This window comes from Tateyamaria armeniaca (assembly GCF_045797845.1).
Taxonomy (GTDB): domain Bacteria; phylum Pseudomonadota; class Alphaproteobacteria; order Rhodobacterales; family Rhodobacteraceae; genus Tateyamaria; species Tateyamaria armeniaca.
The window spans coordinates 3267610-3281275 of record NZ_JBHDIY010000002.1 but is presented as its reverse complement, the minus strand read 5'-3'; the positions used below and the strand labels follow the sequence as shown (position 1 = coordinate 3281275).

Genomic DNA, 13666 nt, shown 5'->3' with positions numbered 1-13666 from the left:
CGGCCTATGGCCTCACCCCCCGGAGTTTATCTGGCGAGATGAAGAGGATCAGGCGGCGGCGAGTGCGTCGATGATGGGCTGAAAGTCCGATGCCTTGAGCGATGCGCCACCCACCAATGCGCCGTCGACGTTTTTAGCGGTGAAGATTTCGGCGGCATTGGTGGGTTTGACCGATCCGCCATAAAGGATGCGGATTTTGTCGCCTTCATCGCCAAAGCGGGCCACGAGGCGCGCGCGGATCATGTCATGGGTTTCCACGATCTGCTCAAGTGTCGGCACCCGGCCTGTGCCGATGGCCCAGATCGGTTCATAGGCGATCACCAGCGTCTCGCCCGTGGCGCCGTCCGGAACCGAAGCGTCAAGCTGTGCCGCGATGATGTCGAGCGTGTCGGGCCCCATGCGCTCGGCTTCGCTTTCGCCAATGCACAGGATGGGCAAAAGGCCTGCGGCCCACGCGGCTTGGGCCTTGGCGCGGATGTCGGCATTGCTTTCGTGATGATCCGCGCGCCGTTCGGAATGCCCGACAATGACCGCGCTGGCCCCTGTGTCCCTGATCATGGCTGCCGAGACATCGCCTGTATGCGCACCCGAGGCCGCGGCATGACAATCCTGCCCGCCGACGGCGACGCGGCTGTCTTTGGTGGCAGCGACCGCTTGCGCAAGCATCGTGGCAGGGGGGCAGATCAGCACGTCCGGGCCATCCTCGCCCTGATGTGCGGCCAGCGTGGCCAGCTCGTCCATCAGGCCCGCATCGCCGTTCATCTTCCAGTTGCCCGCTGCCAGTGTCCGCGCCATATATCCGCTCCGTTGTTTCGATCTGTTCTTATGGACCTAGCATCGCGGTACTGCCTGCGCTAGGGCTGCCGCACCTGGCAAGGAGAGACGATTTGGACATGATCCCACGGATTGATGCAGCCGCATTGGCAGACGGAGATGCGGCCAGCCTTGACGCCTTGCGCGCTGCCGCCACCGGCGTTGGCTTTGCAACTGTGTTCAACACGGCGCTGAGTGGGCCCCGCGTCATCGAGACAATCGAAGTGTACCGGACGTTTTTCAAACGCCCCGAAGCCTACAAGAGCATGCTCGACATGGCCAAGACCGGGTCGAACCGGGGGTGGGGCGCTGCGGGGTCAGAGCAGGTCGATCCGGACGCCAACCCCGACTACAAGCAGTTCTTTGATGTCGGGTACGAATTGCCCCGTTCCCACCCGCTTGCGGAAAAGACGTTTTATGCCCCCAACCTCTGGCCTGATGACGATGTGTTTCGCGGTGTGATCACCGCCTATTACGTGGATGCCTGTGCCGTGTCGCTTGATTTGTTGCGGGCCATTGCGCGCAGCCTCGGGATGGATGCGGATCACTTTGAACGCGCGTTTGACACGCCCATGGCGCTGCTTCGGGGCAATTTCTATCCGGCGCGCCCGGCATGGGCGGGCAAGCGGGATTTCGGGATTGCGACGCACACCGATTACGGCTGTCTCACGCTCTTGGCCACGGACGGCTCACCCGGACTTGAGGTCAGGAAACGGGGTGGGGGTGGATCCCACTGTCTGCGCCACCGGGTGAGTTCATCATCAACTTTGGCGAAATGCTGGACTTCTGGACCGACGGCGTGGTCAAGGCGACGCCGCACCGCGTGGTTGGTGGCGACGACGAACGGATATCGGTGCCGCTGTTCTTCAACCCCTCCTATGACACCAATGTCGCCCCGGCAGGGCAATCCGCCATGCTGGCAGGTGATCATCTGAGTGCGCGGTTCCGCGAGACTTACGTGCACCTTCAGAACAAGGAAAAGACACCGACCTAAAGGTGGCGCAGGGCTTCGCGCGCCAGATCGACCGCCTCGCTTGGGTCATCAAGCGCGCTGTCGGGCAGGCTCCAGTACGGCATCGCGCCGGGCGGCTTGCCCTCGCGCTGGTAGACCCAGCGTTCCATCCCCATCGCGTCAAAGCGCGCCTGCATCTCGCCCTGACCTTTGAGCATGGTGCGCCCATCCGACAGCATCACGGCAAAGATCACGCCCTCGTGGTAAATTCCGAGGCCACCAAACATCTTACGGGTCGTAATTGATCCAAGATCGGAAAAGAGATCGACGGCAAAGGCGATCTCTTCCTCCGTGAGCGCCATGTCAGGCGCTGCGCTCTGCGCTCAGTTCGTCGACATCCTTGAAGCTGATGGATTCGCCACAACCGCAGGCGTCGCTGACATTGGGATTGTTGAACTTGAACCCGGATTCCAGCAGCGACGTTTCATAGTCGATTTCGGTGCCAAACAGGAACATCTGCGCCATTGGGGCGATCAGCACACGTGCGCCATCCTGTTCGACGACTTCGTCGTTTGGATCGGGCGTGTCGACATATTCCATGGTGTATTCCATGCCCGCGCACCCGCCCTTTTTCACGCCGATGCGCAGGCCGGAATGGCCCTCTTTTTCCATCAGTCGATGGATATGCGCGGCGGCGCGGTCGGTGATGCTGACGGCCTGTTTGCCGGGGATCGAAAACATGGTGTTTGCCTGTTGCTAACCTGCATCCAAAGTAGGGGTTCGGGCGGGTGCGCGCAAGGTCTGCCCCCCGGAAGCGCTGCGGCCAAAGCGTCAAGTGCGGCGCGGATGGCCGGATCGTGGCGGGTGTCCTGATGGCAGACCAGCCATTCCTCGGCCGTGAGTGCGTCGATGATGTCTGACACACGCACAAGATCGGGGACCGCATCGCCCGCAAAGGTGGGCAACACCACACGCCCCACGCCGCTGCGCGCAAGAGACATGCGGATGGACGGTTCATTGGATACCGCAACCATATCGGCGCCGTGATGGGCAACGGTCCACGCCTCGGACGGCAGGGTGGCGGTGTCGTCGCTGGGGCCGATCCAGCCCGTTACATCGGCGCTCACCGCATAGGCGGCGTGGGTCACAGTGCCGGTGCGCCGACCGGCCAGCCACGGATGGGTGGGGCGGCGGTTGCGTACACCGATGTCGACCTCGCGCCGCTCAATGTCCAGTTCGCGGTTGCAGCTGACAAATTCCGGGGTCCAGCTGGCCTTTGGCGACCAGAATTCCATCAATCGGACGGCCAGATTTTCACAGGTCCAGGTTCCGGCGGAAATGCGCACGCGCGGCGGGCCGGATTGTTCAGCCGTCCAATGGGCGATGTCGCGCGCAGCGGCCTCCATTTTCTTGGCCCGTTCCAGCAGGGCGCGCCCTTCGGCGGTCGGGGTGTACCCGCTTGCGCCGTGCAAAAACAGTCGGCGCCCGGTGCGCTGTTCCAGTGCCGTCATGCGCCGCGACAGCGTGGCCTGGCTCAGTCCCGTTTCCCGCGCAGCCCCTGCCAGCGAGCCTGCGCGCGCCACAGCGGCGAAGAGTCCAAAATCTGTCCAGTCGGTGATTTGCATAACTGCAAGTGTAGGCGTGAAAATGGGGTCTGACAATCATGGACATGCCCTGCCACATTGGGGTCAGAGTGAAAGGAGATCCCATGAGACACCCCTATAAATCACTGGAAATGAACAGCCTTTATGCCAGGGAGCAGTCCCTGTTTGCAGAAATGAAAGTCGCAGATCAAATTCGCAAACGCAAACAACGGCGTCGGCGCATGCTGATGTGGGTGCTGCGCAGGTTGTGAATCAGCACGAAAAAGGGCCGCCGGGGATGGGGCGGCCCTTGATCTGGCCCGGCGAAGGCGCGGGGTAATGGGTACAGGGTATGGTCGGCTGCAAAGCGCGACCAAGCCTCCACTCGGGCAGAGCTGCGCCATAACGAGTACCGTCGATCTATGACAGTCTTTTACGGTCTGCGTGACAGTTTGATGAAGACAGCCGCGCTGCGCTCACATGAACCCAAGTTCAAGGCGCGCCTCGTCCGACATCATCTCCATCCCCCAGGGCGGTTCCCATGTCAGATCGACATTGACCTGTTTGACACCCGGCAGCGGTTCGACCGCATCGGCCACCCAGCCCGGCATCTCACCCGCCACAGGGCAGCCCGGAGCAGTCAGCGACATCACGATCTGCACCTCGTTTTCATCATTGATCTCAATGGTATAGATCAACCCGAGTTCGTAGATGTTCACCGGAATTTCGGGGTCATAGACCGACCGACATGCCTCGACAATGGCCTCATGCAACGGATGATCGGTAGACGACGGCTTGATCAGCGGCGTGCCTTCCAGTCGTTCATTGGGTTGGTTCATGAGACCCTCACAGTGTTCCTGAGCGTTTATATAGGGTTTGTGGTGCAGGGGGTAAAGAGGCGAGGGCGCATGCCCGACACCGATGTGGCCCTCAACGCTGTGGCTTCAAGTCATAGAACGGGCGCGACCTACTTCCGACGCCGCACCGCCGTGGGCCGCACCCGCGCCTCGACCATGTCATAGACAAGGCCCACGATGTCCTTGCCAGTCGCCTTCTCGATCCCCTCAAAGCCCGGGGATGAGTTCACCTCCAGCACTTTCGGCCCGGTTTCGGAGCGCAGCAGGTCGACGCCCGACGTGCCCAACCCAAAGGCGCGCGCCGCGCGCACGGCGGTTTCGCGTTCTTCGCGGGTGATGCGCACCGATTTCGCCGACCCCCCACGGTGCAGGTTCGAGCGGAAATCGCCCTCCGCCCCGGTGCGCTTCATCGAGGCAACGACTTTGCCATCGACGACCAAGCAGCGGATGTCTTCTCCGGCGGCTTCCTTCACGAAATCCTGCACCAGGAAATTGGCGCGCAGGCCCCGAAAGGCGTCGATCACGGACTCGGCGGCCTTCTTGGTTTCGGCCAGCACAACACCCTTGCCTTGCGTGCTTTCCAGCAGTTTGACGATCACGGGGGCCGACCCCACCAGCCCGAGAATATTGGCGGTGTCCCGCGGCGAGGCGGCAAAGGCGGTGGTGGGCATCCCGATTTTTTTGCCTGCAAGGATCTGGTGGGCATGCAGCTTGTCCCGGCTCGCCGTGATCCCGGCGCTGCCATTCACGCAGTAGGTGCCCGTCGTCTCGAACTGGCGGATGACGGCAGTGCCATAGGCCGTGATCGTCGCCCCGATGCGCGGGATCACCGCGTCATAGCGGGGCAGGCGCTTGCCATCATAATGCACTTCGGGGGCCATCGCGTTGATCGCCATGTAGCAGCGTGTCGTGTCGATCACCTCGACCGTGTGGCCGCGCGCCTCGCCAACCTCGACCAGACGGCGGGTGGAATAATTGTCCTCCCGGCTCAGCACCGCGATGCGCAGGGCGCGTTTCGGGGCGGATTTGCGCATCGCGGCCGAGTGATAGACGTCATAGTCCAGATCGGGTTGCAGACGCTTTTCCGAGGCCATGATGGTGATGTGATCGGCCAGCGCCTGACGGCCCAGCAGCATCCGCGCCGACATGGAGGAGCGATCGGTCAGCGTCACCTCGATGGGCCAGCTTTGCCCGCCGACCTCCAGCTTGGTTTCGATCACGTAACGCCGCTCGGTCTCGCCATTGGACGAGGTCACATCGCGCCGGTCCTTGATCGGGGCAGAGCAGGTGATATCCACATTGTCCTTGCCCGCAACGGGGTAGACGTTGAAGCGCACCTTGGGCTTGGCGGACGGCCCGAACACTTCGATATTGTGCGCATGCAGCGCCGAAGTGCGCGCGCCCGTGTCGATCTTGGCCTTGAGGGCAGGCAGGCCAAGGTCGGGCAGGGCGACCCATTCCTCCCAGCCGAAATTGAGTGTGTCCATGGGGCGCGTCCTTTGGTGCTGGCGTGGGGTGCACACTTAGCGCGGCACGCTCCTTGCGACAACGTCAGTCCTCGGGCATCGGCCCAAAGGGTTGATCCGGTTCGCAATCGGTCAGGCCAAGTTCGGCAAGGCGTTCGGGGGTGGGTGGCGTGACGTCGACATTGTCGGGTTGAAACCGATATCGCCAGAAAAAGCCGTTTCCCGATGCCACTATCCACCAGTGCCAAAGTGAATAGAATTCTGCGTCAGACAATTCACTGTCAACCCACTGACAAGGGTCGCCCATGCGAATTCGAAACGCGCTCGGCACAGTAACCGAAGCGTCGAGGAACACATTTCGAAAATCCGTCTCCTCATCCCATGTGGCGGCAGTCAGGTCCGCGAACCTCAGTGCGCCCGCATCATTCGTCGTCGAATTCAGTGAAGTGCTCTCCATAGAAACGGGTTTGTCTTTCGAACCAACAGAACGTGAGAAGCTCAAATCAGCACCCTCCATCACCGCATATTCAAGGTTCACACCCGGCATATTTGCAAAGCGTAGGTCCACGCCCTGCATTTCAGCAAAGAAAAAGTCTGCCCCCTGTAAATCTGCGAAACTAAGGTCTGCCCGCCGCATCTCTGCGCCTGTGAAGTTCGCTCGCGCTAGTCTTGCCCTAGACAGGTCCGCGCCTTGCATTTGTGCGGATTGAAGTACAGCCCCCTGCATCCGTGCACCAAGGAGGTCAGCCTCCTGCATTTGAGCCATGAAGAGATTTGCCCCTTGCATCTGGGCTCCGGCTAGATAGGCCCATTTAAGGTTTGTAAGCTGCATTGATGCGCCGTTTAGAACGACGCTCGAGAAGTCTGTATCCCGGTGTGTATTGCGAAGTTGAAACCGATCTCGGTTTATACCGCCCTGACAAGTTTGCAAAATCCAATTGCGCGCGTTCAAAATCTGCGCTGCCAGCGCTCGCGCCGACAAATCTCGCGCCAATCAGATTGGCACCAGCAAAAAAGCTGTCGCGCAGGTCTGCCTCCCGAAAATCGGGGGCGCTTCGGGTCTTTCGGTCTACTGCCTCAGCAAAGGTGTTAAGCGATACCAATTCGGATATGTCAGTCCAACCCTCCCGCCCAGTCTCTTCTTCAATTTGGGCTCGCAAGTCGTCAAATCGGAGTGGATTCAAAAACGTAGGTTTTTCCAGGTCATCCACCGCACGCTTGCGGCGTACCTCCCAGTCATCTCTCTCAAACCGGCTTTCCTGAACCTCCGACAGCGCCGCGCAGTCATGGCCGTGCAGCGTGCACCACGCCACCCGCGCCTCTGCCCGCGCGATCTGCGGCGGCAGCCAGCCTTCCGGGCGGGCGGTGATCTGTTCTCCGGTCAGGACCAGACGCGCTGGGTTTTTTCCGGCCGGATGTGTGCGATGCCAGGTTTCTGACGCGATCCCCATGCTAAAAATGACCCAGATCAGCCCTGTCCACAGCGCTGTTGCGCGCAACTCGCGTGGTTTGTCCTTTGGTTCGTCGCGCATCCGCAAGAACAGCATGGCGGCCGATCCCATGAAAAAGATCAGGGAGAAGACGATCATGGCCGCCGCGATCCCTGACATCCACAGATCCCGCGCTGGCAGCGACTTCAACCATAGGTAACTCAGCACAATCGGCCCCGCGGCCCATGCGAACATGATGTTCCAAAAAACCGACGGCACTTCCAGCGAGCGCGGCTCGGTCGAATAGTCGTTGCGCCACAGACGCCGCAAAAACAGCGCACTGTCTGCGATCAGCCAGGGTGCGATGGCGGTACCCAGCCTGCGCCCGTTGATCCGTGCCGGGGCGATGGACAACTCGTCCCACAGACGGATCAGGTAAAGGTGGAAATAGCCATAGATCGCGACCGTCAGTACCGGGGCTGCGTAAAAGAACAGGCTGGTGGGCACTGTAACCCCGACCAGCGGCAAGTCCGTGGCGCGCCCAACGCCGTAAAAGTCGATCGGTTCGACCGACAGCAGTGTCACCCCCACAAAGACCAGCGCGGCCAGTAGTGCAAACCACGTTGTACGGGCATTCTGGATCAGGGCGTTGATACGGTCGATGTCAGAAGAAGGGCCGGACATGCAAAATATACTTTTTCGGGTTCAATTCAGGCGAGTATGAGCGGCGTGTACGATTCCGGTCAAGTCGCCAAATCCTAACAAATAGTAAATCCTCCTCTGTAACCCATTGATTTTACGTCGCCGCAGGCCTGTCCCAGCGTGGGACAGTCCGAACCGCTTGGCACGGGGCGGGCAGGGCGGTATGAGGACCTTCTTTCAGGCGGCGAGGGCGATATGGCTGGCTTTTCCTTTGATCTGCAGGGCACCGACGGGCGTGCGCGGACCGGTGTGATCTCGACCCCCGCGGCGACATCCGCACCCCCGCCTTCATGCCCGTGGGCACCGCCGCCACGGTCAAGGCCATGCTGCCCGGTTCGGTGCGCGAGACCGGTGCGGACATCCTGCTGGGCAACACCTACCACCTCATGCTGCGCCCCACGGCAGAGCGGATCGACGCCCTTGGGGGCCTGCACACATTCATGAACTGGGACCGTCCGATCCTGACGGATTCAGGTGGCTTTCAGGTGATGAGTCTGGCCTCCCTGCGCAAGCTGACCGAAGAGGGTGTGACCTTCAAATCGCATATCGATGGGTCGAAACATACGCTCAGTCCCGAGCGCTCGATGGAGATTCAGGCGCTGCTTGGCTCGGACATCGTCATGTGTTTCGATGAATGCCCCGCGCTGCCTGCTGACCGCGACCGGATCGCGCAGTCGATGGAACTGTCGATGCGGTGGGCGGCGCGCAGCCGCGCGGCCTTCGGGGATCGCCCCGGCCACGCCCTGTTCGGCATCCAGCAAGGCGGGCTTGAGGAAGACCTGCGCAAGCAAAGCGCCGATGCGCTGACGGATATCGGGTTTGAGGGTTACGCGGTGGGTGGTCTGGCCGTGGGCGAGGGGCAGGAGGCGATGTTCGGCTGCCTCGACTATGCGCCCGAACAACTGCCCAAGGACAAGCCGCGCTATCTGATGGGGGTGGGTAAACCCGATGACATCGTGGGGGCCGTCGCGCGCGGGATCGACACGATGGATTGTGTACTGCCGTCGCGATCCGGGCGCACCGGGCAGGTGTTCACCCGCCACGGCGTGCTCAACATCAAGAACGCGCGGCACCAGAACGATCCGCGCCCTCTGGATGAAGACTGCAGCTGTCCCGCCTGTCGCGGTTATTCCCGCGCCTACCTGCACCATGTGTTCCGCTCTCAGGAGATCATCTCTTCGATGCTGCTGACATGGCACAACCTGCATTACTATCAGGACCTGATGGCGGGGATGCGGGCCGCGATTGCGGCGGGCCGCTTTGCCGACTGGCAGGCCGCGTTCCATGCAGGGCGCGAGAGGGGCGATATAGACCCGATCTGATACGCGGGGGCGTGCGATCACGCCTCAACCCTTTATTTACCATTATCGCGAATGGTCCTTTGCACAGGCAGGCGCGGCACATGCTGCATATCCCTGCCAGTCTTGCGGCTCAAAGGACCTTTCGCATCATGGCACTTGTTAAATATTTCGTCCTTTGCGCCGTTTTCGCCCTCGGGCTGGCTGGCCCTGCGGTCGCGACCACATTCATTGATGGTCAGGATCCGGGTCAGGGTGGCACCGGGGGCGAACCCTTTCTGACCGCTTTCATGGTCACGCAGTTCGGGTTTGATCTGTTGAATCCTGACGCGGATATGTCCCTTGATCGCCCCTTTCTGCGTCATACGATGATGGTCCCTTCGACTACGGCTGCATTCACGAGTGTGGTTGGTCGCATCCGCCCAGTCGGTTGGGCTCACAACAGGGGTGGTTTCATCCAAACGGCTTTCGAGGCTGTTTGGGGTGACTATCCGCTCGATCTGACCTTTGTTCTGCGAACATCTTTCGGTGTTGGGCAGGTGTACCGCCTGACTGTGCTCGGCAAGGGTACCTTCCGGGTCGAGTTTGTGCGTGAGGTTGTCCGCGCCGCGGGTGGTTTTTCCGGCATTGGCGGCGGTCAGGCGGCGGCGCCCTACAGCGTGCCATTGCCTGCGGGTCTGCCCTTGATGCTTATCGCGCTTGGCGCGCTTGCGCTCATGTCGTGTGGCCAGACACATGCCGGGCATAGCCCGTTCAGCCGCCCCAAGGCCATTTTTGCCCGAATGTGGCTGCGTCCGACGGTGCATACACGCTTTATGCCGTCCAAACGGCAGCAAAGGTAAGGAATTCCCCCATCGCAGTTTGATGCGCGCATGCCTACGTTCTGTGTAGTCACCTGACTGGGAAGGGTCCGCCATGCCATTGGTTCTGTTTTCTGCGATCTGGTTTTTCGCATCGTTGCTGGCGGTCCTGACCCTGGTGTGACCGGCACCAGGTCAGGGTTGTTATCCCCCGCAACCCTGACCTGAGTCGCAGCCATGCCGGTTCAAACACCGCGTCCCGTTCGAACCGCGCTTGCCGTCATGAGGGCGATCACCGCATTTTGACCCACATTTGGCGTAAACGATGGTGCGACACCCCATAGAGAGTGGTGTTTTTATCTCAACAATCCGTTCCATCCCATTGCACCCGGTGCGTGGGCAGGTCACACTGACCCTTGAAACCGGGGCCGTTAAGCCACAGATCAAGCAGTCCTGACACGAAATAGGAGACGCATTAAGGTTGCCGCCGCGCGGGACCTTGCCGTCTTGCCACTCAAAAGGAATGAAACGCATGCAAGAGCCACTCAACGCCTCTTATCCGGTGCTGCCGCTGCGCGATATCGTGGTCTTCCCCCACATGATCGTGCCGCTGTTCGTGGGCCGTGACAAATCGGTGCGCGCACTCGAAGAGGTGATGGCCGATGACAAGCAGATCCTGCTGTCGAGCCAGATCGACCCCTCCATCGACGATCCCGAATCTGATGGCATCTACAAGGCGGGTGTGCTGGCCAATGTGCTGCAACTGCTGAAACTGCCCGATGGCACCGTCAAGGTGCTTGTCGAGGGGCAAGCGCGGGTGCGCATCACCGAATACCTTGAAAATGATAACTTTTTCGAGGCCCGTGCTGAGTATCTGACCGAAATGCCGGGCGACATGGCCACGACCGAAGCGTTGCTGCGCTCGGTCGCCGAAGAGTTCGAACGCTATTCCAAGGTCAAGAAAAACATCCCCGAAGAGGCGCTGTCTGCCGTTGGTGAAACCTCCGAACCGGCCAAGCTGGCGGACCTCGTGGCGGGCCATCTGGGCATCGAGGTTGATCAAAAGCAGGACCTGCTGGAAACGCTGTCGATCAGTGAGCGGCTGGAAAAGGTCTATGGGCTGATGCAGGGCGAATTGTCGGTCTTGCAGGTCGAGAAAAAGATCAAGACGCGCGTGAAATCCCAGATGGAGAAGACGCAGCGCGAATATTACCTCAACGAACAGATGAAGGCGATCCAGAACGAACTGGGCGATGGCGAGGACGGCAAGAACGAAGTCGCCGAACTCGAAGCCAAGGTTGCCGAGACAAAGCTGAGCAAAGAGGCCCGCGAAAAGGCGGATGCCGAGCTTAAAAAGCTCAAGAACATGTCGCCGATGAGCGCTGAGGCCACGGTCGTGCGCAACTATCTCGACTGGATGCTGTCGATCCCGTGGGGCGTGAAATCCCGCGTGAAAAAGGACCTTGGTCGCGCTGAAAAGATCCTCGACAACGACCACTATGGTCTTGAAAAGGTGAAGGAACGCATCGTCGAATACCTTGCGGTGCAGCAACGCTCCAAAAAGATGAAAGGCCCGATCATGTGTTTGGTCGGCCCTCCCGGTGTGGGTAAAACCTCGCTTGGCAAATCCGTGGCCAAGGCAACGGGGCGCGAGTTTATCCGCATCTCGCTTGGTGGTGTGCGTGACGAATCCGAAATTCGTGGTCACCGTCGCACCTATATCGGCTCCATGCCCGGCAAGATCATTCAGGCGCTGAAAAAGGCCAAAACGACCAACCCGCTGATCCTGCTCGACGAAATCGACAAGATGGGGCAGGACTTCCGGGGTGACCCGGCCTCTGCCATGCTTGAGGTGCTTGACCCGGAACAGAACTCGACCTTTGTCGATCACTATCTTGAGGTCGAATATGACCTCAGCAACGTGATGTTCCTGACAACGTCCAACAGCTACAACATGCCCGGACCGTTGCTGGATCGGATGGAGATCATTCCGCTTGCAGGCTACACCGAGGACGAAAAACGCGAGATTGCCAAGCAGCACCTCATCAGCAAACAGATCAAGAACCACGGCCTGAAAAAGTCCGAGTTCCAGCTGACCGATGACGCGCTGAGCGACATTATCCGCTACTACACCCGCGAGGCTGGCGTGCGGAACCTTGAGCGCGAGATTGCCAAGGTGGCGCGCAAATCACTGACCAAGATCGTTAAGAAAGAGGTTGAGGAAGTCGTTGTAACCTCCGAAAATATCTCGGACTTTCTTGGAGTACGCAAGCATCGCTATGGTCTGGCCGAACAGGCGGATCAGATCGGTGTGGTGACCGGTCTGGCCTGGACGTCCGTGGGCGGTGATCTGCTGCATATCGAGGCGCTCAAGCTGCCCGGCAAGGGGCGGATGAAGACAACCGGCAAGCTCGGCGATGTGATGAAGGAATCCATCGATGCGGCGGCCAGTTTTGTACGCTCAATCAGTCCCGAGATTGGGGTGAAACCAACGCAGTTCGACAAACTGGATATCCACGTCCATGTGCCCGACGGCGCGACGCCCAAAGATGGGCCAAGCGCGGGTCTGGCCATGGTCACGTCCATCGTGTCGGTTCTGACGGGCATCCCGGTGCGCCGCGATATCGCCATGACGGGCGAAGTCAGCTTGCGCGGCAATGCGATGCCGATTGGCGGCCTCAAAGAGAAACTGCTGGCCGCTTTGCGCGGTGGCATCAAAACTGTGCTGATCCCGGAAGAAAACGAAAAGGATCTCGCCGAGATTCCGGACAACGTAAAGGAGGGGCTGGAAATCATCCCCGTTACTCATGTTCGCGACGTTTTGAACCGCGCCCTGACATCCAAACCGGATGCCATCGAATGGGACGAGGCGGCGGAAGAAGCGGCGGCTGCCGCGGCCGCAACCTCTGCCAAGGACAGCGGTGCGGGCGCCACGGCGCACTGATCATATAAAGACTGGCAACTGCAAACGCCCCGGATAATCCCCGGGGCGTTTTGCGTTCGTCGCCCAAACTCTCAACCGACACGCAATGACATAGATTTTTAACCAGAAATTCCGTAAGCGGGGGGGATAGAAAAATAACGAGGCACGTCATGGCATCTTCGACTGGTAAGACAAGCAAACCCAAATCCACCACGACCCGGCGCAAAAGCACGCCAGCCAAGGCAAAATCCGCGCCCACTCCCGAACCTGCCGCGCCCGCCACGGTGGTTGACCCGCCCAAGGCGGTGGTGCTAGGGCCGATGATGCGCAAACCCGAACTGGTCAATGCCGTCGTCGCCAAATCGGGGATGAAAAAGAAGGACGTCAAACCGATTGTCGAGGCGACGCTGGCGGTGCTGGGGGCTGCATTGCAAGACAGTCGCGAGTTGAACCTGCAGCCCATGGGCAAGATCAAGGTAAACCGCGAAAAGAAGAAGCCAAACGGCAAGGTGATGATCGCCCGGATCCGTCAATCACAGGATTTGCCAAGCGAAGACGCCAATCCCGATCCAAAGGACATGGGCGACACGGCGGCCCCGCCTACAGCGGCAGAATGAAATTTTCGGGCGCTGTACCTCTTGCCAGCGCCCGCCGGGGCGGCTAAGACGCCCGGGCTTTGGGTGATTAGCTCAGTGGTAGAGCGCTTCGTTCACATCGAAGATGTCAGGAGTTCAAATCTCTTATCACCCACCATAGCCCCTCAGTTTGATTTGATTGCGAAGTCGCGCTGAGCGGACTGCCTGACCGACGCCCGTCTGCTGCGCAGCCAGTCTGGGTCAGGA

The 13666-nt window shown here is 60.2% G+C and carries 13 protein-coding genes, 1 tRNA gene and 2 pseudogenes; 7 read left to right on the top strand and 9 right to left on the bottom strand.

The window, feature by feature from the left end; genetic code table 11:
* Nucleotides 1-48 precede the first annotated feature (48 nt).
* A complete protein-coding gene (gene tpiA / locus ACERZ8_RS16710) occupies nt 49-795 on the bottom strand; it encodes a triose-phosphate isomerase (protein ID WP_407593279.1) in 747 nt (248 codons plus the stop codon).
* A gap of 98 nt (nt 796-893) precedes the next feature.
* Here tpiA and ACERZ8_RS16705 point away from each other — a divergent pair.
* Nucleotides 894-1193 (top strand): annotated as a pseudogene (locus ACERZ8_RS16705) (2-oxoglutarate and iron-dependent oxygenase domain-containing protein); the annotation flags it as partial.
* 395 nt (nt 1194-1588) lie between these two features.
* On the top strand, nt 1589-1807 hold the full coding sequence (locus ACERZ8_RS16700; protein WP_407593278.1) for an isopenicillin N synthase family oxygenase: 219 nt from the start codon (nt 1589-1591) through the stop codon (nt 1805-1807).
* On the opposite strand, the gene ACERZ8_RS16695 is transcribed toward ACERZ8_RS16700, so the two are convergent.
* Genes ACERZ8_RS16695 through ACERZ8_RS16685 form a run of 3 tightly spaced genes read right to left on the bottom strand, consistent with a single transcriptional unit; the run spans nt 1804 to nt 3390 of the window.
* The gene (locus ACERZ8_RS16695) at nt 1804-2127 is read right to left on the bottom strand and encodes a TfoX/Sxy family protein (protein ID WP_407593277.1); all 324 of its coding nucleotides are present in this window, start codon (nt 2125-2127) and stop codon (nt 1804-1806) included. The two genes, ACERZ8_RS16700 and ACERZ8_RS16695, sit on opposite strands and share 4 nt — an antisense overlap.
* 1 nt (nt 2128) lies before the next feature.
* A complete protein-coding gene (locus ACERZ8_RS16690) occupies nt 2129-2506 on the bottom strand; it encodes a HesB/IscA family protein (protein WP_407593276.1) in 378 nt (125 codons plus the stop codon).
* Nucleotides 2437-3390 (bottom strand): LysR family transcriptional regulator, encoded by a 954-nt coding sequence (locus ACERZ8_RS16685; RefSeq protein ID WP_407593274.1) that lies wholly within the window; start codon nt 3388-3390, stop codon nt 2437-2439. The genes ACERZ8_RS16690 and ACERZ8_RS16685 overlap by 70 nt, the downstream gene beginning before the upstream one ends.
* A gap of 83 nt (nt 3391-3473) precedes the next feature.
* Here ACERZ8_RS16685 and ACERZ8_RS16680 point away from each other — a divergent pair, with 83 nt between their 5' ends.
* Nucleotides 3474-3620, top strand: coding sequence for a hypothetical protein (locus ACERZ8_RS16680; protein ID WP_407593273.1), 147 nt, complete (start codon nt 3474-3476; stop codon nt 3618-3620).
* Between the two features lie 204 nt (nt 3621-3824).
* On the opposite strand, the gene ACERZ8_RS16675 is transcribed toward ACERZ8_RS16680, so the two are convergent.
* The 4 genes from ACERZ8_RS16675 to ACERZ8_RS16660 all read right to left on the bottom strand — a co-directional run bounded on the left by ACERZ8_RS16675 (nt 3825) and on the right by ACERZ8_RS16660 (nt 7785).
* Nucleotides 3825-4187, bottom strand: a complete 363-nt coding sequence (locus tag ACERZ8_RS16675) for an SUF system Fe-S cluster assembly protein (protein ID WP_407593272.1) — start codon at nt 4185-4187, stop codon at nt 3825-3827.
* Between the two features lie 128 nt (nt 4188-4315).
* Nucleotides 4316-5692 carry a 30S ribosomal protein S6--L-glutamate ligase gene (gene rimK, locus ACERZ8_RS16670; protein ID WP_407593271.1) on the bottom strand — a complete coding sequence of 459 codons (1377 nt, stop codon included), beginning with the start codon at nt 5690-5692 and terminating at the stop codon, nt 4316-4318.
* 64 nt (nt 5693-5756) lie between these two features.
* Nucleotides 5757-6503, bottom strand: coding sequence for a pentapeptide repeat-containing protein (locus tag ACERZ8_RS16665; RefSeq protein WP_407593270.1), 747 nt, complete (start codon nt 6501-6503; stop codon nt 5757-5759).
* The gene (locus ACERZ8_RS16660) at nt 6484-7785 is read right to left on the bottom strand and encodes a pentapeptide repeat-containing protein (protein WP_407593269.1); all 1302 of its coding nucleotides are present in this window, start codon (nt 7783-7785) and stop codon (nt 6484-6486) included. The genes ACERZ8_RS16665 and ACERZ8_RS16660 overlap by 20 nt, the downstream gene beginning before the upstream one ends.
* Before the next feature lie 213 nt (nt 7786-7998).
* Here ACERZ8_RS16660 and tgt point away from each other — a divergent pair.
* Nucleotides 7999-9125 (top strand): annotated as a pseudogene (gene tgt, locus ACERZ8_RS16655) (tRNA guanosine(34) transglycosylase Tgt).
* Between the two features lie 32 nt (nt 9126-9157).
* Here the strand turns inward: tgt and ACERZ8_RS16650 are convergent.
* Nucleotides 9158-9838, bottom strand: coding sequence for a hypothetical protein (locus ACERZ8_RS16650; protein ID WP_407593268.1), 681 nt, complete (start codon nt 9836-9838; stop codon nt 9158-9160).
* A gap of 595 nt (nt 9839-10433) precedes the next feature.
* Here ACERZ8_RS16650 and lon point away from each other — a divergent pair.
* From lon to ACERZ8_RS16635, 3 genes are all read left to right on the top strand, one after another.
* Nucleotides 10434-12845, top strand: a complete 2412-nt coding sequence (gene lon, locus ACERZ8_RS16645) for an endopeptidase La (protein WP_407594296.1) — start codon at nt 10434-10436, stop codon at nt 12843-12845.
* Between the two features lie 149 nt (nt 12846-12994).
* Nucleotides 12995-13441, top strand: coding sequence for an HU family DNA-binding protein (locus ACERZ8_RS16640; RefSeq protein WP_407593267.1), 447 nt, complete (start codon nt 12995-12997; stop codon nt 13439-13441).
* A gap of 61 nt (nt 13442-13502) precedes the next feature.
* A tRNA-Val gene (locus ACERZ8_RS16635) sits at nt 13503-13577 on the top strand.
* The last annotated feature ends 89 nt before the right edge of the window (nt 13578-13666 follow it).

What these genes read in the sequence shown, in the direction of transcription:
- tpiA (WP_407593279.1), bottom strand. Translation starts at nt 795, where the DNA reads ATGGCGCGGACACTGGCAGCGGGCAACTGGAAGATGAACGGCGATGCG.
- ACERZ8_RS16700 (WP_407593278.1), top strand. Translation starts at nt 1,589, where the DNA reads ATGCTGGACTTCTGGACCGACGGCGTGGTCAAGGCGACGCCGCACCGC.
- ACERZ8_RS16695 (WP_407593277.1), bottom strand. Translation starts at nt 2,127, where the DNA reads ATGGCGCTCACGGAGGAAGAGATCGCCTTTGCCGTCGATCTCTTTTCC.
- ACERZ8_RS16690 (WP_407593276.1), bottom strand. Translation starts at nt 2,506, where the DNA reads ATGTTTTCGATCCCCGGCAAACAGGCCGTCAGCATCACCGACCGCGCC.
- ACERZ8_RS16685 (WP_407593274.1), bottom strand. Translation starts at nt 3,390, where the DNA reads ATGCAAATCACCGACTGGACAGATTTTGGACTCTTCGCCGCTGTGGCG.
- ACERZ8_RS16680 (WP_407593273.1), top strand. Translation starts at nt 3,474, where the DNA reads ATGAGACACCCCTATAAATCACTGGAAATGAACAGCCTTTATGCCAGG.
- ACERZ8_RS16675 (WP_407593272.1), bottom strand. Translation starts at nt 4,187, where the DNA reads ATGAACCAACCCAATGAACGACTGGAAGGCACGCCGCTGATCAAGCCG.
- rimK (WP_407593271.1), bottom strand. Translation starts at nt 5,692, where the DNA reads ATGGACACACTCAATTTCGGCTGGGAGGAATGGGTCGCCCTGCCCGAC.
- ACERZ8_RS16665 (WP_407593270.1), bottom strand. Translation starts at nt 6,503, where the DNA reads ATGCAGCTTACAAACCTTAAATGGGCCTATCTAGCCGGAGCCCAGATG.
- ACERZ8_RS16660 (WP_407593269.1), bottom strand. Translation starts at nt 7,785, where the DNA reads ATGTCCGGCCCTTCTTCTGACATCGACCGTATCAACGCCCTGATCCAG.
- ACERZ8_RS16650 (WP_407593268.1), bottom strand. Translation starts at nt 9,838, where the DNA reads ATGTGTCTGGCCACACGACATGAGCGCAAGCGCGCCAAGCGCGATAAG.
- lon (WP_407594296.1), top strand. Translation starts at nt 10,434, where the DNA reads ATGCAAGAGCCACTCAACGCCTCTTATCCGGTGCTGCCGCTGCGCGAT.
- ACERZ8_RS16640 (WP_407593267.1), top strand. Translation starts at nt 12,995, where the DNA reads ATGGCATCTTCGACTGGTAAGACAAGCAAACCCAAATCCACCACGACC.